24 protein-coding genes and 1 pseudogene are annotated in these 21,283 nt (G+C 61.8%); 15 read left to right on the forward strand and 10 right to left on the reverse strand.

All coding sequences use genetic code 11. The features are described 5' to 3' along the window. The 3 genes and pseudogenes from HHJ19_RS03475 to HHJ19_RS03485 all read left to right on the forward strand — a co-directional run. Window positions 1-201: hypothetical protein (locus tag HHJ19_RS03475; RefSeq protein ID WP_296904093.1), on the forward strand; the 201-nt coding region annotated here is incomplete at its 5' end. A gap of 136 nt (window positions 202-337) precedes the next feature. After that, a pseudogene (locus HHJ19_RS03480) lies at window positions 338-585 on the forward strand (SulP family inorganic anion transporter); the annotation flags it as partial. Between the two features lie 181 nt (window positions 586-766). Further along, a complete protein-coding gene (locus HHJ19_RS03485) occupies window positions 767-937 on the forward strand; it encodes an STAS domain-containing protein (protein ID WP_366929380.1) in 171 nt (56 codons plus the stop codon). Between the two features lie 62 nt (window positions 938-999). On the opposite strand, the gene bamE is transcribed toward HHJ19_RS03485, so the two are convergent. Then, complete coding sequence (bamE, locus tag HHJ19_RS03490) at window positions 1,000-1,521, reverse strand: outer membrane protein assembly factor BamE (protein WP_296904095.1); 522 nt, start codon at window positions 1,519-1,521, stop codon at window positions 1,000-1,002. A 141-nt stretch (window positions 1,522-1,662) separates the two neighbouring features. Between bamE and HHJ19_RS03495 the strand changes: the two genes are divergently transcribed. The 5 genes from HHJ19_RS03495 to HHJ19_RS03515 all read left to right on the forward strand — a co-directional run bounded on the left by HHJ19_RS03495 (window position 1,663) and on the right by HHJ19_RS03515 (window position 6,679). After that, window positions 1,663-1,881 carry a DUF3460 family protein gene (locus HHJ19_RS03495; RefSeq protein ID WP_296904097.1) on the forward strand — a complete coding sequence of 73 codons (219 nt, stop codon included), beginning with the start codon at window positions 1,663-1,665 and terminating at the stop codon, window positions 1,879-1,881. Between the two features lie 116 nt (window positions 1,882-1,997). Beyond that, a complete protein-coding gene (locus HHJ19_RS03500; RefSeq protein ID WP_296904173.1) occupies window positions 1,998-2,855 on the forward strand; it encodes a ScpA family protein in 858 nt (285 codons plus the stop codon). Window positions 2,856-2,924: 69 nt separating this feature from the next. Beyond that, on the forward strand, window positions 2,925-4,547 hold the full coding sequence (nadB, locus tag HHJ19_RS03505; protein ID WP_296904099.1) for an L-aspartate oxidase: 1,623 nt from the start codon (window positions 2,925-2,927) through the stop codon (window positions 4,545-4,547). A gap of 84 nt (window positions 4,548-4,631) precedes the next feature. After that, window positions 4,632-6,335: an ABC transporter ATP-binding protein/permease gene (locus HHJ19_RS03510; RefSeq protein ID WP_296904101.1), complete on the forward strand. Its 1,704-nt coding sequence runs from the start codon at window positions 4,632-4,634 to the stop codon at window positions 6,333-6,335. Window positions 6,336-6,436: 101 nt separating this feature from the next. Beyond that, window positions 6,437-6,679 (forward strand): class I fructose-bisphosphate aldolase, encoded by a 243-nt coding sequence (locus HHJ19_RS03515; RefSeq protein WP_296904102.1) that lies wholly within the window; start codon window positions 6,437-6,439, stop codon window positions 6,677-6,679. A 218-nt stretch (window positions 6,680-6,897) separates the two neighbouring features. Here HHJ19_RS03515 and HHJ19_RS03520 read toward each other — a convergent pair whose 3' ends face one another. Further along, the gene (locus HHJ19_RS03520) at window positions 6,898-8,115 is read right to left on the reverse strand and encodes a 6-phosphofructokinase (RefSeq protein WP_296904103.1); all 1,218 of its coding nucleotides are present in this window, start codon (window positions 8,113-8,115) and stop codon (window positions 6,898-6,900) included. A gap of 193 nt (window positions 8,116-8,308) precedes the next feature. Between HHJ19_RS03520 and HHJ19_RS03525 the strand changes: the two genes are divergently transcribed. After that, entirely contained in the window at window positions 8,309-8,983 is a 675-nt protein-coding gene (locus HHJ19_RS03525) for a tRNA-uridine aminocarboxypropyltransferase (protein ID WP_296904105.1), read from the forward strand. Window positions 8,984-9,361: 378 nt separating this feature from the next. Here the strand turns inward: HHJ19_RS03525 and pabB are convergent, their stop codons facing one another. The 3 genes from pabB to nadC all read right to left on the reverse strand — a co-directional run bounded on the left by pabB (window position 9,362) and on the right by nadC (window position 13,203). Next, window positions 9,362-11,113: an aminodeoxychorismate synthase component I gene (gene pabB, locus HHJ19_RS03530; RefSeq protein ID WP_296904107.1), complete on the reverse strand. Its 1,752-nt coding sequence runs from the start codon at window positions 11,111-11,113 to the stop codon at window positions 9,362-9,364. A gap of 95 nt (window positions 11,114-11,208) precedes the next feature. Continuing rightward, window positions 11,209-12,330 carry a quinolinate synthase NadA gene (gene nadA, locus HHJ19_RS03535; RefSeq protein ID WP_296904109.1) on the reverse strand — a complete coding sequence of 374 codons (1,122 nt, stop codon included), beginning with the start codon at window positions 12,328-12,330 and terminating at the stop codon, window positions 11,209-11,211. Window positions 12,331-12,342: 12 nt separating this feature from the next. Next, window positions 12,343-13,203, reverse strand: coding sequence for a carboxylating nicotinate-nucleotide diphosphorylase (nadC, locus tag HHJ19_RS03540; RefSeq protein ID WP_296904111.1), 861 nt, complete (start codon window positions 13,201-13,203; stop codon window positions 12,343-12,345). A 169-nt stretch (window positions 13,204-13,372) separates the two neighbouring features. On the opposite strand from nadC, the gene panD reads away from it, so the two are divergent. The 5 genes from panD to HHJ19_RS03565 all read left to right on the forward strand — a co-directional run bounded on the left by panD (window position 13,373) and on the right by HHJ19_RS03565 (window position 17,349). Then, the gene (panD, locus tag HHJ19_RS03545; protein ID WP_296904112.1) at window positions 13,373-13,753 is read left to right on the forward strand and encodes an aspartate 1-decarboxylase; all 381 of its coding nucleotides are present in this window, start codon (window positions 13,373-13,375) and stop codon (window positions 13,751-13,753) included. Window positions 13,754-13,782: 29 nt separating this feature from the next. After that, entirely contained in the window at window positions 13,783-14,814 is a 1,032-nt protein-coding gene (bioB, locus tag HHJ19_RS03550) for a biotin synthase BioB (RefSeq protein ID WP_296904113.1), read from the forward strand. Window positions 14,815-14,892: 78 nt separating this feature from the next. Then, on the forward strand, window positions 14,893-15,801 hold the full coding sequence (gene panB, locus HHJ19_RS03555; protein WP_296904115.1) for a 3-methyl-2-oxobutanoate hydroxymethyltransferase: 909 nt from the start codon (window positions 14,893-14,895) through the stop codon (window positions 15,799-15,801). Window positions 15,802-15,840: 39 nt separating this feature from the next. Then, window positions 15,841-16,689: a pantoate--beta-alanine ligase gene (gene panC, locus HHJ19_RS03560; RefSeq protein ID WP_296904116.1), complete on the forward strand. Its 849-nt coding sequence runs from the start codon at window positions 15,841-15,843 to the stop codon at window positions 16,687-16,689. Between the two features lie 330 nt (window positions 16,690-17,019). Further along, entirely contained in the window at window positions 17,020-17,349 is a 330-nt protein-coding gene (locus HHJ19_RS03565; protein ID WP_296904117.1) for a cupin domain-containing protein, read from the forward strand. A gap of 47 nt (window positions 17,350-17,396) precedes the next feature. Here the strand turns inward: HHJ19_RS03565 and HHJ19_RS03570 are convergent, their stop codons facing one another. The 5 genes from HHJ19_RS03570 to HHJ19_RS03590 form a co-directional block, all read right to left on the reverse strand. Further along, window positions 17,397-17,678 carry a hypothetical protein gene (locus tag HHJ19_RS03570; protein WP_296904179.1) on the reverse strand — a complete coding sequence of 94 codons (282 nt, stop codon included), beginning with the start codon at window positions 17,676-17,678 and terminating at the stop codon, window positions 17,397-17,399. A gap of 153 nt (window positions 17,679-17,831) precedes the next feature. Further along, window positions 17,832-18,884, reverse strand: a complete 1,053-nt coding sequence (locus tag HHJ19_RS03575; protein ID WP_296904119.1) for an NAD(P)H-dependent glycerol-3-phosphate dehydrogenase — start codon at window positions 18,882-18,884, stop codon at window positions 17,832-17,834. A gap of 39 nt (window positions 18,885-18,923) precedes the next feature. Further along, entirely contained in the window at window positions 18,924-19,385 is a 462-nt protein-coding gene (gene secB, locus HHJ19_RS03580; protein ID WP_296904121.1) for a protein-export chaperone SecB, read from the reverse strand. 132 nt (window positions 19,386-19,517) lie between these two features. Then, window positions 19,518-19,781 carry a glutaredoxin 3 gene (grxC, locus tag HHJ19_RS03585; protein WP_296904122.1) on the reverse strand — a complete coding sequence of 88 codons (264 nt, stop codon included), beginning with the start codon at window positions 19,779-19,781 and terminating at the stop codon, window positions 19,518-19,520. A gap of 96 nt (window positions 19,782-19,877) precedes the next feature. Further along, window positions 19,878-20,288, reverse strand: coding sequence for a rhodanese-like domain-containing protein (locus HHJ19_RS03590; RefSeq protein WP_296904123.1), 411 nt, complete (start codon window positions 20,286-20,288; stop codon window positions 19,878-19,880). Between the two features lie 123 nt (window positions 20,289-20,411). Between HHJ19_RS03590 and gpmA the strand changes: the two genes are divergently transcribed. After that, entirely contained in the window at window positions 20,412-21,164 is a 753-nt protein-coding gene (gpmA, locus tag HHJ19_RS03595; protein ID WP_296904125.1) for a 2,3-diphosphoglycerate-dependent phosphoglycerate mutase, read from the forward strand. The last annotated feature ends 119 nt before the right edge of the window (window positions 21,165-21,283 follow it).

Raw genomic sequence — 21,283 nt, forward strand, 5'->3', positions numbered from 1 at the left:
CGGGGCGCTCTCGCGGCCATCGGCGTTTCATCACTCCTGCTTCAGGGCTGTGCGGTGGTGACGGCGGTCGATACCGTCGCCTCGGTCGCGATTGGCACGGCCGGACTGGCGGCCAGCGCCGTTATCGGCACGGCGCGCATCGCAGGTTCGACCATCGGGGCGACGGCGGATGCGCTGCTTCCCGGCCCCAGCAGGCCCTAGTTCAGCGCCAGCTGCGCCTGTATCAGGAGGAAGAAACTCGCGCGCTGGTGCCGCTTGCACGCAATTTCGCGTGGACCGAAGCGCACCACCACCGTTCATGCGTTGACCCGACTATCTCGCGTCGTTTCGCCCCTGTTTGCGGGCAGCAATCGCAGGCTGCAACCGGGAACGCTTCGCCAGCGACGCGGGTGCCGGACTGACGGCGGCATCGTCGCCCTGCCACTGGCCACGGCCTTTGCGATTGCCTCCAGGCTCAAGCCGCAATCCGGCATGCGGACCGCCATCATTGCCGGTACATTGATCTCCGCACCGGGTGGCTCTGCGGTGCAGATCAGCGTAGCGACCGGCGCTTTCATCGTCATCGCTTACGGCATCCTTGAACGCTCGCCAGATGTCTGGCCTGCCGCGTCACGACGCGAACCAGGAACTGTAGACGCATGGCATAGCCAATTTTGTCGAGCCATTTTTTGGCGGCATGCGAGCCACCGGGACGATTGCGCGCCCTCACCGACCTACGCACAGGCGCGACCTCCCGCTGTCGTGTCTCGTGCATTGATTGACGCCGGTGCCGGTGCAGTCGCTCGATACTTCGGACCTTGATGTGGTGGAGCCGCTGCACAAAGCCATCATGATGCGCGGCGGACGGCTGGTGCTGGCCGGGCTAAAGGCCCAGCCCAGGGCGGTGATGGAACGGTCGGACTTTCGGGAAAAAGTCAAAATGCTATTAAATAAATAGCAAACCATAGCGGCAAATACTGGACGACAGCGTACTTCTGCCAGATTTTTGCTTTTTTGCCTTCAGCGGTTGCCGCCGGAAGGACTGAAGCTTTCCTCGTCGCTCGAATAGCTGCTTGCCACCCGGAGATCGGCATCAAACACCACGGTAAAAATCTTCTGCGTCTGCGGCGGGCTCAGGTAGCGCCAGTCGGAATGCGGTTCCCGCGTGAGTGCATAGGGCGTCACTTTCATCGGCTTGCCCAGCATCTTTCGCACCTGCTCCATGGGCATGCCGGGCAGCACTTTGACAAAGTTCTGCGGCGTCAGGACCTGGCGCAGCGCACTCATCTTGCCATCCGGCCCGATCGTGATCATGTAATTGACCTGACCGGCCGGCTGGCGGTTGTATTCAAGCGTGCGTGCGCCCGTCGCAGCCGCCACACCGGGCAGCGGGATTGAGGCCATGTCGGAGGCATCCCAGATTTTTTCGGGTTCGCCAAAACGTGCGCGTACATCGGCTTCGCTCGAAACGCCCTCCTCCAGCTCAATAATGCGCTGCTGGTCGCAGCCCGCCAGCCCGAGAAAAAGTGATAACAGGCCCATGCAAACTACCGTCCTTTTCGCAGCAAGTGGCAGAACAGCCGGTGAATCGCCTGTTTTCTCAGGCGTGAGCAGACATGTCGATGAGTGCAAGGCAGACCCCGGTAAAATGCGTCCACTATACGTTTTAGGCAGCCACGCACCATGTCCATTTTTCGCCGCCCCGATTACACCTCTGAAATCACTTCGTTTATCAATGATCTCAAGGCAAAGAAACCCACGCTGGAAGCCGAACAACGCGCCGGCCGCGCCCTGCTGTGGGACAAAAACCTGAACCGGGGCGATCAAGCAGAGTACCGCGATGCCAGCGTTGCCCAGCAGCCCTATGTTTACGGCACCGCCAGTCATCCCAACGGGAATTAAGCACTAAGCAGCCCCTGCTTCGTGCAAAACAGGCATTCGACGCTCCGCTTGCATGGCAATCCCTGATTCAGTCTGAGCGGACCGCTGCTTTCATGCCCCACACGACCTTGCCCCCGATGACCCGGGAACTGCCGCTGCCCGAGCGGCAAGCGCTCGCCGCGGGGGAGAACCCGGACATGCCGGTGGTGATTGACCAGGTTGCGCTGGCGCGGCTTTATGGCGAGCCCTTGTTTGCCATGCCCAAGGATTTGTATATTCCGCCGGACGCGCTCAAGGTGTTTCTGGAGGCGTTTGAGGGCCCGCTGGACTTGCTGCTGTACCTTATCCGCCGGCAGAACTTCAATATTCTGGATATTCCAATGGCGGCGGTCACGCGGCAGTACCTGACCTATGTAGACGAGATCCGGGCCACCAACCTGGAGCTGGCGGCCGAATACCTGCTGATGGCCGCCATGCTGATTGAAATCAAGTCGCGCATGCTGCTGCCACCCAAAAAGTCGGCCGAAGGCCAGGAAGCGGAAGACCCGCGCGCCGAGCTGGTGCGCCGCCTGCTTGAATACGAGCAGATCAAGCTGGCCGCCCACAAGCTCAACGAAATTCCGCAATTTGGCCGCGATTTCCTGCGCGCCCAGGTCCATGTAGAGCAGTCCCGGCAGCCGCGTTTTCCCGATGTCACGGTGGTCGAGCTGCAGGACGCCTGGCGCGATATTGTCAAGCGCGCCAAACTGATTCAGCACCATGTCATATCCAGGGAAGAACTCTCGGTGCGCGAGCACATGAGCATCGTGCTGCGCAAGCTGCAGGGCCGCAAGTTTCTGGAATTTGAAGAGCTTTTTGACGCCTCGCGCGGCATGGCGCTGCTGGTCGTCACCTTTATTGCGCTGCTCGAACTGGCCAAGGAATGCCTGCTTGAAATCACCCAGGCCGAGTCCTTTGCGCCGATTTACGTGCGGCTGGCCTACACACCAACCTGAAGCCCGGCTAAACTCCGGCCAAACCCCGGCCAAACCCCGGCCTAATCCCGGTTAACCCGGCGACTCCAGATGAACCGCTTGCCCGATCCCGCAGAGCTCAATTTTGACATCCTCATCATCGGCAGCGGTCTGGCGGGGTTGACCGCCGCGCTGCTGCTGGCACCCATGCACCGTGTTGCGCTGCTGACAAAACGCGAGCTGGGCGACGGCTCCAGCGGCTGGGCCCAGGGCGGCATGGCTGCCGTGCTGGCCGAAGACGACACCCTTGAACAGCATGTCAGTGACACCCTTATTGCCGGAGCCGGTCTGTGCGACCAGGCCGCTGTTCGCGCCGTGGTCAAAGGCGCGCCTGACGCGATTGCCTGGCTGCGCGCGCTCGGCGTGCCTTTCTCGGAAGACAGCGAACACCCCGGCGAACTGCACCTGACGCGCGAAGGAGGTCACAGCCAGCGCCGTATCGTGCACGCCACTGATGCCACCGGCGCCGCCGTGCAGCGCAGCCTGATTCAACAACTGCGGCGCACGCCCAGCATCACGGTGTTCGAGCACCACATGCTGGTCGACCTGATCACCGACCGCCAGCTCCGGCGGGCCGGCAGTCAATGCCATGGCGCCTACGTTCTGGACGTGATCACGGGCCGGGTCCGCACCTTCGGCGCGGGCCAAACCATTCTGGCCACCGGTGGCGCGGGCAAGGTCTACCTGTACTCGACCAACCCCGACACCGCCACCGGCGACGGCATAGCTGCGGCCTGGCGCGCTGGCTGCCGGGTCTGCAATATGGAATTCATCCAGTTTCATCCGACCTGTCTATACCACCCGCACGCCAAATCATTTTTGATCTCGGAGGCCGTACGTGGCGAAGGTGGCCAGCTGCTGCTGCCGCCTTCTGCGGGCGGAACGCGCTTCATGCCCGCGCACGATTCGCGCGCCGAGCTGGCGCCGCGTGACGTGGTGGCCAGGGCGATTGATTTTGAAATGAAAAAGCACGGGCTTGACTGCGTCTACCTTGATATTTCGCACCAGAGCCCGGCATTTTTGCAGGCGCACTTCCCCAACATCCTGCAGCGCTGCGCGGAGTTGGGCATCGACATCACCAGACAACCGATTCCGGTGGTGCCGGCCGCGCACTACACCTGCGGCGGTGTACTGACCGACCTGGCCGGGCGCACCGACATGACCGGTCTATATGCCATAGGCGAGACCGCCTGCACCGGCCTGCATGGCGCCAACCGGCTGGCCAGCAATTCGCTGGTCGAATGTGTGGTGCTGGCACGCGCCACGGCCCAAGCCATCGATGCGATAAAAAGCGGCCCGCCCATGCACGTCACGGTGCTGCCCGCCTGGGACGAAAGCCAGGTGGCCGATGCCGACGAAGCCGTGGTGATCTCCCACAACTGGGACGAGTTGCGCCGCTTCATGTGGAACTACGTCGGCATTGTTCGCACCACAAAGCGGCTTGAGCGCGCGGCCCATCGTATCGCGCTGCTGAATTCGGAAATTCGGGAGTTTTATGCAAATTTCCGCGTCACCCGCGACCTGCTGGAGCTACGCAACCTGTTGCAGGTGGCCGAGCTGATCGTGCGCTCGGCGCAAGGCCGGCATGAAAGCCGGGGTCTGCATTTCAGCCGGGACTACCCGAATATGGCTGAAAAAGCTGTTCCGACCATTTTGCTTCCGCCTAAAGCCTGAGGCCGTTGCGGGGGTTGCTACAACGCAAGAAAATGGCAAAACCGATCCGGCGCCAAGCGCGAAACAATGAATGACGGCAGCAACATGAAAACAGTCAGCCCTCACCTGTGGCAGCGTTTCCGGGACATTGCGGTGCCCTACTGGCGCATGGAGGAAAAATCGAAAGCCTGGGGTCTGCTGGTTTTGCTGGTGCTGCTGTTGCTGGGGCAGACCGGATTCGCGGTCCTCTTTAACGAACAGACGGGCGAGTTCACCTCGGCCCTGGCGGCGCACAACGCCGATCGTTTCTGGCATTCCATCAAGCTGTGCCTGGGCCTGCTTATCGGCGCGGTGCCGCTCTACGCCTTTTACTACTATGTGCGGGACAAGCTGGGCAACCACTGGCGGCGCTGGCTGACGGGCCGCTTTCTCGACAGCTATTTCAGGGACCGGCATTTCTACGAGCTCAATGCCAATGCCGCCATCGACAACCCCGACCAGCGCATCGCCGAGGACATCAACACCTTCACGCAACGCTCGCTCTTTTTCCTGTTGATCCTCATCGGCTCGATCCTGCAACTGCTTGCATTCAGCAGTGTGCTGTGGTTCATCTCCCGGGAACTGGTGTATTTTCTGGTTTTTTACGCGATCGCCGGCACGCTGATCACGGTGTTTGTCTACGGCAAGCCGCTGGTCGGCCTGAACTTTCGGCAACTCCGGCGTGAGGCGGATTTCCGCTTCGGCCTGGTCCGGGTCCGGGAGAACGCCGAATCCATCGCCTTCTACAGCGGTGAGGCGCAGGAGTTGCAGCAAGTCAAACGCCGTTTTACCGCAGCCTTCGACAATTTCAACCTGCTCATCAGAAAACAGTTTTCCCTGAATCTGTTCCAGTACGCCTACACCATGCTGACCATCGTTCTCCCCAGCGCCATCATTGCATCGCGGGTGCTGTCGGGCGAACTGGAGGTCGGCAGCGCGGTACGGGCAGCGGGCGCTTTTGCGGCGGTGCTCAGCGCCATTTCAGTGATAGTCGACAATTTTGAAAGCCTGAGCCGATTCGCCGCCGGCATCGACCGCCTGGACAGTTTTACAAAAGTGCTGCACGCTGATCCGGCAAGCCGCGAGCGCGCCGGTGGTGTCATCGAGTCGGTGCAGGGTCCGGGTCTGGCGCTGCAAGGCGTGACCTTGCTGACGCCTCATCGCGAGCGCATCCTGGTCAGGGATCTGTCGGTTGCCATCGAACCCGGGAAAGGGCTGCTGATCGTCGGGACCAGCGGCAGCGGGAAAAGCTCGCTGCTGCGCGCCATCGCCGGCCTATGGTATTCAGGCAGCGGGACCATCATTCGTCCCGGCCCTGAAGAAATCCTTTTCCTGCCTCAGCAACCCTACATGCTTCCCGGCACATTGCGCAGCCAGCTGCTTTATCCCCACAAGGACCGGCAGGCCTCAGACACCGAACTGCTGGAATTGCTGGTGAAAGTCAACCTGCCGCTCCTGGCCGAAAGATTTGGCGGACTCGATATCGAGCTGGACTGGGAAAAGCTGCTGTCCATCGGTGAGCAGCAGCGCCTGGCTTTTGCCCGCGTGCTGCTGAGCTGCCCGCGCTTCGCCATACTGGATGAAGCCACCAGCGCGCTGGATATCGGCAATGAGGAAAGCCTTTACCGGCAACTGCTGGCAAGCCACACGACGCCGGTGAGCGTCGGTCACCGCTCAACGCTTCTGAAGTTTCACCATCAGGTACTCGAACTCGGCGGCGAAGGGCAATGGCAGGCGCATCCAGCAAAAGGCTACAGTTTCAGCGCATAGCCAACAGAACCGGAGCCCGGGCAACGTTAGGGATTGCCAGATCGTATTTTTCACTCACTTGGACACAAGGCCATGAACAGTGACGAACATAAATCGACAGCGTGCTCAAGCCCACTAGGGTGATCGCCGGCATGAAGTGCGCGCAGCAGGTGGCCGAAGTCACTCGACGCTACCTGTTGCGCCATGTAGCGGTAGCCGTTCCCGGCATCGTATTCCTGTCAGGCGGCCAAAAAGCGGAAGACGCCACCGATTACCTCAACGCGATGAATTCGCTGGGACCGCATCACTGGCAGTTCAGTTTTTCGCACGAACAAGCACTGCAGGCGCCAGTACCGGGGGCTTGAAAAAAGCAAGAAGGCAATGGGGCGGCGGCGCAAAAGTCGTTTGCCCAGCGCTACCGGTTAAATGGTCTGGCGCAGGCGGGTAGGTATGCGTGAACGGTGGAATCGCAGGCCTAGTCATTGCATTTCTAAATCATTCGTGAGCGCGAAGATGAAGTGCAGACAGTTCCAGCGATCGCCCACTGGAACCGTCTAAGTGCAGGGATGATCTGGAAATGGAATTAGTCGGGGCGCAGCACCCTGGCGACCGGGTTGCTGCGCAGCCGGAATGCATCAGGCATGCCTGAGCCCAGCAGCGGGTGCAGATAGCGCCGAAACGCATCGGTCACATCGGTGCCACTGGCGCTGATGAATTCATCGTCCATCACGCGCGTTTTACCCGCCACGGCTTCGAGGGGCAGCAACTCGTAGTCGACCGAATAAAAGCCGGTCCGCCGGATGGCGACCGAGCCACCTTGCTGGCCCCACATGGCGAACTGCACGGCCTTCTCGCCCACCTCGCGGGCTTCGCGCTGGTCGACGTCGGAGACACAGCCGATGAAAGAGCGCTGCAGGTAGCCCAGCGTGTCGCCGCGCACCCGCTTGATGCCCAGCCTGCTTTTAATCTCTTCGCACAGCAGATCAGCCAGCGCGCCACTGCCGGAAAGCTGCGCATTGCCATGCGCATCGTGCTCCAGGTTCCCGGGAAGCGTCGCGGCGATCAGGTTGCCCGACGCGTCGTGTATGCCTTCAGACACGGCAACCACACAACGCCCCAGCCGCTCATGGGTAGTTTTGACATCGGCCAGAAAATCAGCCATTACAAAGCTGCGCTCGGGGAGATATATCAGGTGGGGGCCATCGTCCGGAAACTTCCTGCCCAGAGCGGAAGCAGCGGTCAAAAATCCGGCATGCCGCCCCATCACGACGGCGACATAAACCCCCGGCAGGGCAGCGTTATCCAGGTTGGCGCCGGCAAAGGCCTGCGCGACAAAGCGTGCGGCAGAAGGAAAACCAGGCGTATGGTCATTGCCCACCAGGTCGTTGTCGATGGTCTTGGGGATATGAACGCAGCGCAGAGAATAGCCGGCCTTGCGCGCTTCGGCGCTCACGATGCGTACCGTATCGGAAGAATCGTTTCCGCCAATGTAGAAGAAGTGACCGATTTCGTGCGCCTGCAATACCCTGAATATTTCCTGGCAATACTTCGTGTCGGGCTTGTCACGCGTGGAGCCCAGGGCCGAGGATGGCGTGTTGGCGACCATTTCCAGGTTGTGGCTGGTTTCCTGCGTCAAATGAACAAAGTCTTCATTGATGATGCCGCGCACCCCGTGGCGGGCACCGTACACATGCTCTATGCCACGAAAACGCCGCGCTTCCAGCGTCACACCAACCAGTGACTGGTTGACCACGGCAGTAGGACCGCCCCCCTGCGCGACAAGAATTTTTCCGGATGCCATTTTGGTGTCCTGAAGGTTCAACTCCGTTCCCGAAAAATGATCGTAGCACCGACCCGGCAGAACAGGCAACACCGGCTACCCGGCCCAAAGCAGCAAAAAAAGGTTGCCCACGAAGGTTAGCCAACGCTCGACCTCGCTGCGACGCACAATCTGCCAAAGATATTTCTTATCCACGCTGTCACCCATCGAGCCCATGGAACAAATATTAAAAACAGGCTGCCGGCGCCCGGCTTGCACAAGCTGCCTGCGCCCGCAAAGCGCCTGCATTTGCCAGTGGATTAGGCAGACGACGCATCAGGTGGAGGTACTGATCCTGCAGCACCCGCTGGAAGTGGCCCACGCCAAAGGCAGCGCGCGCCTGCTGCACCTGAGCTTGGCACGCAGCCAGCTGGTAACGGGTGAAGTGTTTGCCGAGCACGACCTGCTGGCCCTGCTGACCGCCGCCTTTGAACAAGGGGAAACTTGCACTACCCAGGCCAATGCGGACAGGTCCCGAAAGGCCGTATTGCTCTACCCCGATTGGCAGCATGACAGGGTGCTCGGCCTGCCTGCCCCGCCCGCTCTGGAGCCTGCCTGGCTGAAGGATCCTTGCCGGCTGCGTCTGGTCGTGCTCGACGGCACCTGGCGCAAGAGCCGCAAGATGCTGCACGCCAACCCCTTGCTGCAGCAGTTGCCTCGCCTGTCGCTGCAAGGCCTGCTGGCGTCGCGCTATCTGATCCGCAAGGCCCACCGGCCGGATCAGCTGTCTACGCTGGAAGCGACCTGCGCGGCGCTGGCGCAGCTGGAAAACAGCGTTGAGAATTTTCAGCCCTTGTTGACAGCGTTTGACGGCTTTGTGGCACAACAGCTGGTGTATCGGGGGAAGTAGGGCGAGTTGCGGAGTTTGCGTTTGCCTTCCATCGGTCTGGACGTGATCATCTGTCGCGCCTGGTGCGCTGTGTGGCAATCCTTCGTTTAACGCTTGGCCCTCGATGATTGGCAAGTTTTGACTCAAGCACGAATTTTTTATCAAACCGAAGAACTGAATCAAGCAGTTTGAGGGTGATCACCTCGTTCGGCACACCGGTCCCAGTGGCCCACGGCCTGGCGCCCCGTCCAAATATGGATACAAGGTCAGATATGGGTCGAAACTGGCAGTTCGGGCGGACAAGGGGATTCGCTAACAAAATGAGAGCTATCCAAGTGCACTTCAGAACCACCAGGGGCAAAAACTGCTCAGATCCGCCTTACACCATCTCCCGCCAGATCAAACCATCTGCGCCCCAATCCATCCGCGCAAACTATTCACAAACGCCCATTCCTGTACCCGTGGCAAGTCTGCCGCCAGAACCACGGCTTCAAGCAGCCTTCCATCCCGCAGCGCCAGCGCCCGCCCTACCCCGGGCAGCAGGCCGCAGGCCAGCGGCGGCGTGAGCCAGCGGCCGTCAATGAGCATCGCCACGTTGCCGCGGGTGCATTCGGTGATCTCGCCCCCCGTGTTCCACAGCACGGTATCGAACACGCCCGGCTGTGTCGGTGTGAAGTCGTCGTAGTGCGCACGGCGCGTGGTCTTGAAGCGCACGAATTCCCCGTGCGCTTCGTCAATCGGTCGCTCGGCCAGCTGCAGCTGCACCTGCAGCGGCGACGGCTCCATAGCGCAGGCCTGGGCGCTCAGATGCCCGCCGGCATTGAGGAGCAGACGCACGCGCCACAAACCTTGCGGGTGAGCCAGCACCAGCTTTTGCAAACATTCGCGCGCTCGCCCTGCGTCCCAGGGATGGCCAAAATGCGCGGCGGCAGTGGCCATACGCTGCAGATGGGCGGCAGCATGGCGTAGCTGACCGGCCTCCAGCGCCAGCGTTTCCAGGATGTCAAAAGGCATGCTCGCCCGCTCCAGAAACGCGCGCTTGTAATGCCATTCCTGCCATTCGGTTTGGGCCTGCGCGCCGGAAGTGATGCCGCTGCCAATGCCGCAACGCACTGCATTGCCGCGCAGGGTGACGGTGCGGATCGGCACATTGAAGATCGCCGCGCCGCCGGGTTGCACTACGCCCACGGCGCCGCAGTAGATGCCGCGTGGCCCGGATTCCAGTGCGCGGATGGCCTGCATGGCGCGAACCTTGGGCGCGCCGGTCACCGAGCCGCAGGGAAACAGCGCGGCAAACACGTCGGCCAGGCTGCAGCCAGCCCGCGTGCGGGCCTGCACATCGGAAGTCATCTGCCACACGGCGGGCAGCGCCTCGGTATGAAACAAACGAGGCACACGCACACTGAAGGGCTGGGCAATACGCGAAAGGTCATTGCGCAACAAGTCCACGATCATCACGTTTTCGGCCCGCTCCTTGGGCGATGTGCGCAAGCACTCGGCCTGCGCCTCGTCCTGCAAGGGAGTGGCCCCGCGTGGTGCCGTGCCCTTCATGGGACGGGTGAGCAGACGGCCGCCACGCCAGTCAAAAAACAGTTCCGGCGAAACCGACAGCAGTTGCTCGTCACCCATCTCGAGATACGCCGCGTAGCCACCCGGCTGCGCGCGCTGCAGCGCACTGAACAAGGCAAGCGCCGGGCGCGCGCCACCGCCCTGCAGCGTGGCCTGCAGTTGCGCTGTGAAGTTGACCTGGTAGAACTCACCGCCGGCAATGGACCGCTGAATGTCGGCGAAGACGGCGTCGAAGTGCGCGCGCCCGGGCGGGGTATGCCAGTGCAGCGTCGGTGCGTCGTGCTGCTGCGACACCAGCTCCGGCCACGGCAACGCCTCGTCATGGACGGCAAACCAGGCCAGTGGTCCATCGGCGGCGTTGGTTTGCAGCGCGGCGTCAAACGCCGCTGCCGCCTCGTAGCGCAGCGCGCCCACACACCAGGCGCCCTGCCTGGCAGCGGCTTGAACGGCGTCAAGCACGGCCCGAACTTCGGCGGGCCGGTGCGCCACCAGCAGCTCACGCGGCGCGCCAAACGCGTGGCGCAGGCGCGGTGCGGCGCTGTCGTGCGGGTTGGCAAAGTCAATCAGTGAAAAAATGGTCAAAAAAGCCTCAAGTCCTTTATTTTCGGTTACTGTTAGCTATCAAAAAAGAAGCAAGCGCAAGCGGCATGCACCTGCCGCTCCGGCAAGGCTCTGGCTCAGGCCGCGCCGATGTGGGGCACCAGGCCGGCGGTGGGCTGGCCATTGCGCAGCGCAGCCGTGAAGGCCAGCATGCGGTCAATCGGCAGGCGCGCCCGCAGTCCCAAAACCGGATCGACGTCAACTTCATTGGCGCCGGTTTCCAGCACCCGGGCCAGCCCGGCCAGGCTGTTCATGGCCATCCACGGGCAGTGCGCGCAGCTCTTGCAGGTGGCGCTATCGCCTGCAGTGGGCGCTTCGATAAATATTTTTCCGGGGTTGAGCGTGCGCAGCTTGTGCATCATGCCGCCGTCAGTGGCCACGATGAACTCGCCCGCATCCATCTCGCGCGCCGCCTTCAGGATGGCCGAGGTCGAGCCCACGGCGTCAGCCAGCGCAATCACGTCGGCGGGCGATTCGGGATGCACCAGCACCCTGGCGCCAGGATGCTCCTTTTTCAACGCCGCCAACTCAAAAGCCTTGAATTCGTCATGCACGATGCAGGCGCCGTTCCACATCACCATGTCGGCGCCGGTTTCGCGCTGAATGTAGCCGCCCAGGTGGCGGTCGGGCGCCCAGAGGATTTTCTGGCCCTTGTCTTTCAGCGCCCGCACAATATCCAGCGCGCAACCGGAGGTCACCAGCCAGTCAGCGCGCGCCTTCACGGCCGCGCTGGTGTTGGCATAGACCACGACGGTGCGATCGGGGTGGGCGTCGCAAAATGCCGTGAAGGGGTCAATCGGGCAGCCCAGGTCCAGCGAGCAGGTGGCGTCCAGATCAGGCATCAGCACGCGCTTTTCGGGTGACAGGATCTTGGCCGTCTCGCCCATGAAGCGCACGCCAGACACCACCAGCGTCTGCGCTGCATGGTCGCGACCGAAACGCGCCATTTCCAGTGAATCAGAGACGATTCCGCCGGTTTCTTCGGCTAAATCCTGTAAATCGGCGTGCACGTAGTAATGCGACACCATCACGGCATTGCGGCTTTCAAGAAGGCCGCGGATGCGCTCTTTCAGCGCGGCCCGCTCCGGCTGCGTTGGCTCGGCCGGCACGCGCGCCCAAGCGCGGCGGGTGCTGCAGGAAGCAGGCTCGCCCGGCCCATCGGCGCGGGGCTGCTCGTATTCAACGCTGATTTTGACCATCACAGATCCCGGTTAAGCGTCCAGCCGCATGGAAAAATCGGTCGCCCGCACATCCTTGGTCAGCGCGCCGATGGAGATTCGGTGCACACCGGTTTCAGCCAGAGCGCGCAGGCCGTCCAGCGTCACGTTGCCAGAAATTTCCAGTATCGCCCGGCCATGGTTGATGCGCACGGCCTGCTGCAGTGTGGCAAGGTCCATGTTGTCGAGCAGCACCATGCGGGCGCCCGCATCAAGCGCCTCGGCCAGCTGCGTCAGCGTTTCCACTTCAATTTCGACAAAATCAGCGCCGGCCGCCATCTGCGCGGCGCGCTGCAGCACCTGCGCAATACCGCCGGCTGCCGCGATGTGGTTTTCCTTGATAAGAACCGCGTCATACAGGCCAAGGCGGTGATTAACCCCGCCGCCCGTACGCACCGCATATTTTTGCGCGAGGCGAAGCCCTGGCAGAGTTTTACGGGTATCGACGATTTTGGCGTCAGTTCCTGACACGATGGCGACGTAAGCCGCCGTTTTGCTTGCGACTGCACTCAGAAGCTGCAGGAAGTTCAGCGCCGTGCGTTCTGCCGACAGCAGGGCCTTGGCCTTGGCGCGCACCTCGAACACCACCTGATTGGCTTCGCAATGCTCGCCGTCCTTCACATGCCAGAGCAATTCGGCCGCAGGATCGAGCTGCTTGAAAGCGGCGTCAACCCAGGCTGCGCCGCAAATCACGGCGTCCTCGCGGGCCAGCACGCGCGCGCGTGACTGGCGCGTTGGTTCGATCAGCGCGGCGGTCAGATCGCCGCCGCCCATGTCCTCGGCCAGCGCGCGTGCCGCGTCGGCCCCTGCCAGCTGCGCCACCGCCTGCGCGGAAAAATCAAATGACTTCTTCATAAACTACCCGGATAAAAGATCGCACATTGACGCGCATTAAAATAATTAATAATTAAAAATTCCTCAACGCCACCCCAAATGTTAGCGCCCAGCAAAAACCAGCCGTGCGCAAATAGCTCGCCAACCCGCCTGGCGCCGGCTCTGGCCGCTGACTTTACTCTTTTCCACCATGTTCAGAACCCTGCTCAAATCCAAAATTCACCGCGCTGCCGTAACTCACTGCGAGCTTAATTACGAAGGCTCCTGCGCCATCGACGAAGACCTGCTCGATGCCGCCAACCTGACCGAAAGCGAGCAGGTCCACATCTGGAACATCAACAACGGCGAGCGCTTCATCACCTACGCCATCCGCGCCGAGCGCGGCAGCCGCATCATTTCGGTGAATGGCTCAGCGGCGCGGCGTGCCGCAGTCGGTGACCTGCTCATCATTGCCGCCTTTGCGCAGGTTGAGGAAAAGGAAGTCGCAGGTTTCGTCCCCAAGCTGGTGTTCGTCAACCCTGATAACTGCATCAAGGAAGAGCGCTCGACCATTCCGGTACAACTTGCCTGAGGCGGGCAGCATTTTTTTTCAGGTCCAGCATGTCTACATTCACCGAGCAAACCGTCACCTTGCACCGCCCCCGCACGCCAGCTTCGCTGACGCCCAAAACTGGCGCACCGCGCTGGAACATAAACGCGATTGAGGCCCTGTTCAACCTGCCTTTTCCCGAACTGATGTTCCAGGCGCAGACAGTTCACCGCGAAAACTTCGACCCCACAGGCCTTGAATTTGCCACCCTGCTGTCGGTCAAGACCGGCGGTTGCGCCGAAGACTGCGGCTACTGCCCGCAAGCCGCCCGCTATGACACCGGCGTGGAGGCCGGCAAGCTGATGGAGCCGGCCGAAGTGCTGCTGGCGGCCCGGCGCGCGCAGGCTGCGGGTGCCACGCGCTTTTGCATGGGCGCGGCCTGGCGCTCGCCCAAAGAGCGCGACATTGAAAAAGTCGCCGAGCTGATTCGCACCGTCAAGGCGCTGGGGCTGGAAACCTGCGCCACGCTGGGCATGCTCGAAGACGGTCAGGCACAAACGCTGCAAAGCGCCGGCCTGGACTATTACAACCACAACCTGGACAGCGCGCCCGACTTTTATGGCAACATCATCAGCACGCGCGACTACCAGGACCGGCTCGATACGCTGGCCAGAGTGCGCAGCGCCGGCGTCAAGGTCTGCTGCGGCGGCATTGTCGGCATGGGCGAAAGCCGCCGCCAGCGTGCCGGCCTGGTGGCAGAGCTGGCCAACCTTACGCCCTACCCTGAATCGGTGCCGATCAACAACCTGGTGAAAGTTGAGGGCACGCCGCTGGCCGATCAAAAGGATTTGGCCGAACTGGACCCCTTTGAGTTCGTCCGCACCATTGCGGTGGCTCGCATCACCATGCCGACGGCCCGTGTGCGCCTGTCGGCCGGCCGCCAGCAGATGGGCGACGCGGTGCAGGCGCTGTGCTTTCTGGCCGGCGCCAACTCGATTTTTTACGGCGACAAACTGCTGACCACCGGCAACCCGGACACCGAAGCCGACGTGCGCCTGCTGGCGCGGCTCGGCATGACCCGCTCGGCCCCGCAAGCGGCCTGACTCGCCAGGACCCGCTGCTCCGGCGGCCGGCCCTGGACTGCCCCGGCAGATTAAACTCCCGCTCATTCAGGAGTGCCCATGACCTCAGCCAACACCGCACCAAGCTCAGCGACCTCACCAACCTCTGCCGCCTCGCCCTACGGCACGCTGCCGCAGTCGTCAACCCCTTCAACGCGCAAGCCCGTCAGCCTGCCCCGGCTGCGCGAAATGCACGCCCGGGGTGAAAAAATCGCCATGCTGACCGCCTACGACGCCACCTTTGCCGCCGTGGCAGACGCCGCCGGGGTCGATTGCATCCTGGTCGGCGACTCGCTGGGCATGGTCTGCCAGGGCTTCAGCAGCACCGTCGGCGTGACACTGGAGGCCATGCGCCACCACACCGAGTGCGTCGCCAGCGGCTTGCGCCGCGCGCAGGGCGTGGCCTGGCTGATTGGCGACCTGCCCTTCGGCGCCTACCATGAGTCCAGGGAACAGGCGCTGCGTAGCGCCGTGGTGCTGATGCAGGCGGGCGCGCATATGGTCAAGCTGGAAGGCGGTGGCTGGACCGCTGACACGGTGCGTTTTCTGGTCGAGCGCGGCATTCCCGTATGCGCCCATTTGGGGCTCACGCCACAAACCGTTCACGCGCTGGGCGGCTACCGGGTGCAGGGCAAAACCGACGAAGCCGCCGCCGTGCTCAGACGCGAGGCTCAGGCGCTGCAGGATGCCGGCGCCTCCATGCTGGTGCTGGAAATGGTGCCGGCGGCGCTGGCGCTGGAGGTCACCCAGCTGCTGGCGCACTGCCCGACCATCGGCATTGGCGCCGGCAGCGGCACCGCTGGCCAGGTGCTGGTGCTGCACGACATGCTGGGCATGAACCTGGGCAAGATGGCCAGGTTTGTGCGCAATTTCATGGAAGGCGCGCCCGGTATACGGGGCGCCATGGAGGCCTATGTATGCGCCGTGAAAGACGGCAGTTTTCCGGTTAATAGCGTCCACGCGTGGTAATTCAGATTCAGTTCATAACAAGCAGCCGGGGGAAACCAGATGCACATCGTCCACACCATCGCCGAATTGCGCGACAAACTCAGCGGCTTCGAACGCCCGGCCTTTGTGCCCACCATGGGCAACCTGCATGACGGCCATATTGCGCTCGTCAAACAGGCCAGGCCGCTGGGCGACGTCACGGTGTCCAGCATTTTTGTCAACCGCCTGCAATTTGCACCGCACGAAGACTTTGACAGCTACCCGCGCACCCTGGACGCCGATGCCCAGCGCCTGGAAGAGGCCGGCTGCGACGTGCTGTTTGCGCCGCGCGAGCGGGAGCTTTACCCGGAGCCGCAAACCTACAAGGTCCACCCGGCAAACGACCTGGCCGACATTCTCGAAGGGCACTTCCGCCCTGGTTTTTTCATTGGCGTCAGCACCGTGGTGCTCAAGCTTTTCTCATGCGTTTATGCCGGCATGCCCGCAGGCGTTGCCGCTTTCGGCAAGAAGGACTACCAGCAGGTGATGGTGGTGCGCCGCATGGTGCGGCAGTTCGCCCTGCCGATTGACATTCTGGCCGGCGAAACCCAGCGTGCCCAAGACGGGCTGGCGCTGTCATCGCGCAACGGCTATCTCAGCCCCGCCGAGCGCCGGGAGGCGGTGGAACTGTCCAGAGAGCTGCGAGCCCTGGGCGACGCCGCCAAAGCCAGCAACATGGCCGACCTGCCCACCCTGGAAGCCCAGGCTATGCAGGCGCTGGCACGCCGCGGCTGGAAGCCCGACTACCTGACCGTACGCCGCCGCGCCGACCTCCAGCCGCCACAGGGCGCGCTGGCGGACGAGCCACTGGTGGTGCTGGGCGCAGCCAACCTGGGCAATACGCGGCTGATTGACAATCTGGAAATTTGATGAAGAGCGGCTGGTTGCTACTTTTTTAATAGCTGTATGTGGCGGAAAATAATGGACATGGTGCTTTTTTTCATCCTAAAACGACGGTCGGGCACCGACAACGACAGGAGCCAGATCCGCCGAAGCCCCAAAAAAGCTGCAGTCGGCGGGGGCGTGTAAGACGCTCATGTCTGTTATGTGAGCGTGGCCAGGGCACGCGAACCAGCAGTCATTGAAGTCAGGCGCGACCGGTCCCAAAGTCGCGCAGGCCTTCATGGAGAGGGGACCCCGATTTCAGCCCTTGGGGTATAACCGGTCGAAACCTTGGCATTCTATTGAAGGACTTTCATCATGGCTATTGCGCATGCTGCATCGGGGCAAATCGTTGATGTTCAGCCCCTGGCCAGCCAGCTTTCCGAGGCAAGCACGGTTGCCCTGTTCAAGACCGATGAACTGGAGGTCATGCGCCTGGTCATGCCGGCGAGTAAAACCATGCCCCCGCACCGGGTCAAGGGTGAAATCACGATTCACTGCCTGGAAGGCGAAGTTGATCTCAAATTGAACGGACAGAGCCAGCGCATGAAAGCCGGCCAGCTGGTCTGGCTGGAAGGCAGCGTCGAGCATGCCTTGACGGCGTTGCGGGACTCGTCGCTGCTGTTGACGATTGTTCTGCGCAAGTAGCGCCAGTTCTAGCGGACCTGACAAATGCCGCTTTCAACCTGGCACGGTTAGCGCAGGCAGAGCGCAGGCGGGGCGCTGACAGCGCTGTTGCTCAGATAGGCGCGCCAGGTACCGCCCCCCCCCGCCATGGTGGCGAGCTTCTGGCAGTACTGGTCGGCGCGGGCCAGGCCACCCAGGTCCGCGCCTTTGCCGGGATTGGCGCTGGTGACAAAAAACGACATGCCACTGGTAGCACTCGCCGGTCGGTCAGGGCGGCTTTGCGCGCACGCACTGAAAACAGGCACGGTCGCCGCCATCATGAGCAGGGGCAGTTTGCCGGATAGATGCACGTTGTTTATGGATGCACCCCTTGGACCTTGCTGAGAGGGACTGGCGCTGTGTCAAGGCAGTCAGCAACAGCCAGCTTGTCTTTGACGCCACAGCGTTCCGCAAAATCCCGGCTTCCGGCTCTGGTCGAATCCCCCACACCTGCACGGACAGCGCTAGTTCAGCTCGTCGGTAGGGTCGCGGTCCATCAGCAGGGCAAGCGCCTGTCCGGGCAGTATTTGCCCGTCGAGCAGCGCCACCACGCACTGCGCGATCGGCATGTCTACCCCCAGGCTGGCGGCGCGCTGCACCACGGTACGGGCGCAGTAAACGCCTTCGGCCACATGACCCAGCGACTTGATTGCCTCTGGCAACGATAGGCCCTGCGCCAGCAACAAACCGACCTTGCGGTTGCGGCTAAGGTCGCCGGTGGCCGTAAGCACCAGATCGCCCAGTCCTGACAGGCCGGTAAAGGTCTCGGGGCGTGCACCCAGCGCCACGCCGAGACGGGTCATTTCGGCCAGCCCCCGGGTAATGAGCGCGGCCCGGGCGTTGAGGCCGAGCTGCAGGCCGTCGCACAGCCCGGTGGCAATGGCCAGCACGTTCTTGACGGCGCCCCCGACTTCAACGCCGATGATGTCGTCATTGACGTAGACGCGCAGCGCGGCGCTGTGAAAGGCCTCGACCAGCGCCTCGCGCACCTCGGCATGCTCGCTGGCGGCGACCAGCGCGGTTGGCTGGCCACGCGCGACTTCCAGCGCAAAGCTCGGGCCGCTGAGCACACCCGCTCTTAAATTGATAGCTACCTGTGACCGTACTTCGTGGACCATGAGGCCAAAAGGCAAGGGAATAGAGATTGACCCCGGCGCTGTGGCAAGCGGTGCCTCAAGACCCTTGCTCAGCCAGGCAACCGGCACGCTGACGTACTGCAGGGTTTGCAACAGGCTGCGCGCTGCGGAAACCGGCGTGGCCAGGATGATGAGATCCTGCCCGCCGATCGCCTGTAGCAGCGACGCCTCGCCTCCGCCCTGCAGCAGCAGGCTGTCGGGCAAGCTAATGCCGGGCAGGTAACGGGTGTTGACGCGTTCAGTCTGCAGTGCATTGATGAGCACCGCATCACGGGCCCACAAAGTGACTTGATGACGCGGGCCTGCGCGGCCCACCGTGCGGGAGGCGTTGACGGCCAGCGCCGTACCCCAGGCACCGGCTCCAAGAACGACAATTTTCATGACAAAAGGACCCGGCCCACGAGGCGAGCTAGCGAAGCATCAAACGATGATTTGGGGCGGACTGGCTTCGGCTTGCTGCTGTTGCTGCTGCTCGTACATCGCCTGGAAATTGATTTCCGCCATGTGAACGGGCGGGAAACCGCCGCGCTGAATCACGTCAGCTACGTTGCTGCGCAGGTAAGGGTAAACAATTTGCGGGCAGGCGATGCCCAGAATCGAGCCCAGCTGGTCGGCCTGCATGTTACGGATTTCAAAAATTCCGGCTTGCTTGGCTTCAACCATGAACACGGTCTTTTCGCCAATCTTGGTGTGCACCGTGGCGGTCACGCAGACTTCAAACAGGCCGTCAGCCACAGGGGTGGCTTCAACACCGAGCTGAATATCCACGGCAGGTTGCTCCTGGTTGAGCAGAATTTCGGGCGAATTGGGTTGCTCGAGTGAGACGTCCTTGAGGTAAACGCGCTGAATCTGGAATACGGGGTCAAGATTGGCTTCAGCCATGGTGTTCTTTCGTCAGGGTGCTAAAAAATGGGTGAAGTCAGGCCAAAGCCGCCAACATTCAAATGCAGTTGGCCTTCGGGCGTGGCCGCATTATCTCAGGGTCGTTGAATCTGTCGGTTGCCAAGTCAGGCACTAATTTTCGCTGTTCAGCAGCGGCAACAGGCCGCCCTTGCCATCCAGCGCCACCAGGTCATCGCAGCCGCCAATATGCGTCTCGCCGATAAAAATCTGCGGCACCGTGCGCCGGCCCGAGAGGTCCATCATGTTCTGGCGTTCCCCGGGAAGCATGTCGACGCGTATCTCATTGAGCTCTGTGACGCCGCGCTGTTGCAGCAACTGCTTGGCATGAATGCAGTAAGGACAGGTGCCAGTAGTGTAAATTTTTACGGATTGCATGTTTTTTCAGGTCGTGCACGGTGTTGCCGCGTAGAAAATGGGTGGGGAAAGCGAAGCCGGGCCAACGCCGGGCCGGCATTTGGCCGGCAAGTCTTTTCAGGCCCTCTCGACCGGAAGATTAGCCTCTTTCCACGCCTTGAGTCCGCCACCCAGCGATTGGGCTTGCTCGTAACCGAGTTTTTTGGCGATTGCGACAGCGCGGCCCGAACGGGCGCCGCTGGCGCAGACCAGGATCAGTGGCAGTGTCTTGTTTTTCACAGCGCCGGAAAGTTTGGTCTCAAGCTCCCCCAGAGGCACATTTTTGGCGCCCGTAACATGGCCGGCGGCAAATTCAGCCGGCTCGCAGACATCCACCACCACCGCCTTTTCGCGGTTGATGAGCTGCACGGCGCCTGCAGCGTTCAGCGTAGCCGCACTCATGCCGCCTGCAATCAGGGGCCAGATCAGCATGCCACCCGAGGCCAGTGCAATGCCGATCAGCATCCAGTTATCGATCAAAAATTTCACGTCATACCCTTTGTATATTTTTCACCCAAGCAGTGATTTTAGAATGGAGCGAAAAACCCCCCTGCGAAATGCCGCCTGGCCTCCCAGTTTCCCATGTCTGTCCCTTCCTGAATTTTTTACACCATGTACAAACTCGTGCTCATCCGCCACGGCGAATCGACCTGGAACCTTGAAAACCGCTTTACCGGCTGGACCGACGTCGATCTCACCCAAACCGGCATTGAACAGGCCAAAACTGCCGGACAGCTGCTCAGGAGAGAAGGCTATGACTTCGACGTCGCCTACACCAGCGTGCTCAAGCGGGCGACCCGCACCCTCTGGCATGTGCTGGACGAAATGGACCGAACCTGGCTGCCCGTCATGCACAGCTGGCGGCTCAATGAGCGCCATTACGGCGCTCTGCAAGGACTGAACAAGGGCGAAACGGCAAAGAAATTCGGCGACGAGCAGGTGCTGGTCTGGCGCCGCAGTTATGACACGGCGCCGCCGCCGCTGGCTGCCGGTGACGAGCGCAGCGAACGCGACGACCGGCGCTACGCCCGGCTCAGGCCGGAGGAAGTACCGCTGACCGAATGCCTCAAGGACACCGTGGCACGCGTGCTGCCGTTCTGGAACGAGTCAATGGCTCCGGCTATCAGGGCCGGCAAACGTCTCGTGGTGGCCGCTCATGGCAACTCCATCCGTGCGCTGGTGAAATACTTGGACAATGTTTCCGACGATGACATCGTCGGCCTGAACATCCCCAACGGCATTCCTCTGGTGTATGAGCTGGATGCGGAACTTAAGCCATTGCGCAGCTACTATCTCGGCGAAAGCGAAGCTGTGGCCCGGGCGGCAGCGGCGGTCGGTGCGCAAGGCAGGACGGCCGCCACGTAGAGAGCAACCAAGTGATGCAACGCGCTGAAAGTCCGGGCACCGGCCGTAATGGCATAGGGAATTTGTAAATTTCAGGTAAAAGTTTTCATAAACGACCCCGTTGTGTCGCTTTTTTTGCC

It is taken from the genome of Polaromonas sp., from assembly GCF_012927415.1.
In the GTDB taxonomy this organism is placed as follows: Bacteria; Pseudomonadota; Gammaproteobacteria; order Burkholderiales; family Burkholderiaceae_C; genus Polaromonas.

Bases quoted from the DNA above. Each gene is read 5' to 3' on its own strand.
- bamE (WP_296904095.1), bottom strand. From the start codon at position 1,521: ATGGGCCTGTTATCACTTTTTCTCGGGCTGGCGGGCTGCGACCAGCAG.
- HHJ19_RS03495 (WP_296904097.1), top strand. From the start codon at position 1,663: ATGTCCATTTTTCGCCGCCCCGATTACACCTCTGAAATCACTTCGTTT.
- HHJ19_RS03500 (WP_296904173.1), top strand. From the start codon at position 1,998: ATGACCCGGGAACTGCCGCTGCCCGAGCGGCAAGCGCTCGCCGCGGGG.
- nadB (WP_296904099.1), top strand. From the start codon at position 2,925: ATGAACCGCTTGCCCGATCCCGCAGAGCTCAATTTTGACATCCTCATC.
- HHJ19_RS03510 (WP_296904101.1), top strand. From the start codon at position 4,632: ATGAAAACAGTCAGCCCTCACCTGTGGCAGCGTTTCCGGGACATTGCG.
- HHJ19_RS03520 (WP_296904103.1), bottom strand. From the start codon at position 8,115: ATGGCATCCGGAAAAATTCTTGTCGCGCAGGGGGGCGGTCCTACTGCC.
- HHJ19_RS03525 (WP_296904105.1), top strand. From the start codon at position 8,309: ATGGAACAAATATTAAAAACAGGCTGCCGGCGCCCGGCTTGCACAAGC.
- nadA (WP_296904109.1), bottom strand. From the start codon at position 12,330: ATGGTCAAAATCAGCGTTGAATACGAGCAGCCCCGCGCCGATGGGCCG.
- nadC (WP_296904111.1), bottom strand. From the start codon at position 13,203: ATGAAGAAGTCATTTGATTTTTCCGCGCAGGCGGTGGCGCAGCTGGCA.
- panD (WP_296904112.1), top strand. From the start codon at position 13,373: ATGTTCAGAACCCTGCTCAAATCCAAAATTCACCGCGCTGCCGTAACT.
- bioB (WP_296904113.1), top strand. From the start codon at position 13,783: ATGTCTACATTCACCGAGCAAACCGTCACCTTGCACCGCCCCCGCACG.
- panB (WP_296904115.1), top strand. From the start codon at position 14,893: ATGACCTCAGCCAACACCGCACCAAGCTCAGCGACCTCACCAACCTCT.
- panC (WP_296904116.1), top strand. From the start codon at position 15,841: ATGCACATCGTCCACACCATCGCCGAATTGCGCGACAAACTCAGCGGC.
- HHJ19_RS03565 (WP_296904117.1), top strand. From the start codon at position 17,020: ATGGCTATTGCGCATGCTGCATCGGGGCAAATCGTTGATGTTCAGCCC.
- HHJ19_RS03575 (WP_296904119.1), bottom strand. From the start codon at position 18,884: ATGAAAATTGTCGTTCTTGGAGCCGGTGCCTGGGGTACGGCGCTGGCC.
- secB (WP_296904121.1), bottom strand. From the start codon at position 19,385: ATGGCTGAAGCCAATCTTGACCCCGTATTCCAGATTCAGCGCGTTTAC.
- grxC (WP_296904122.1), bottom strand. From the start codon at position 19,781: ATGCAATCCGTAAAAATTTACACTACTGGCACCTGTCCTTACTGCATT.
- gpmA (WP_296904125.1), top strand. From the start codon at position 20,412: ATGTACAAACTCGTGCTCATCCGCCACGGCGAATCGACCTGGAACCTT.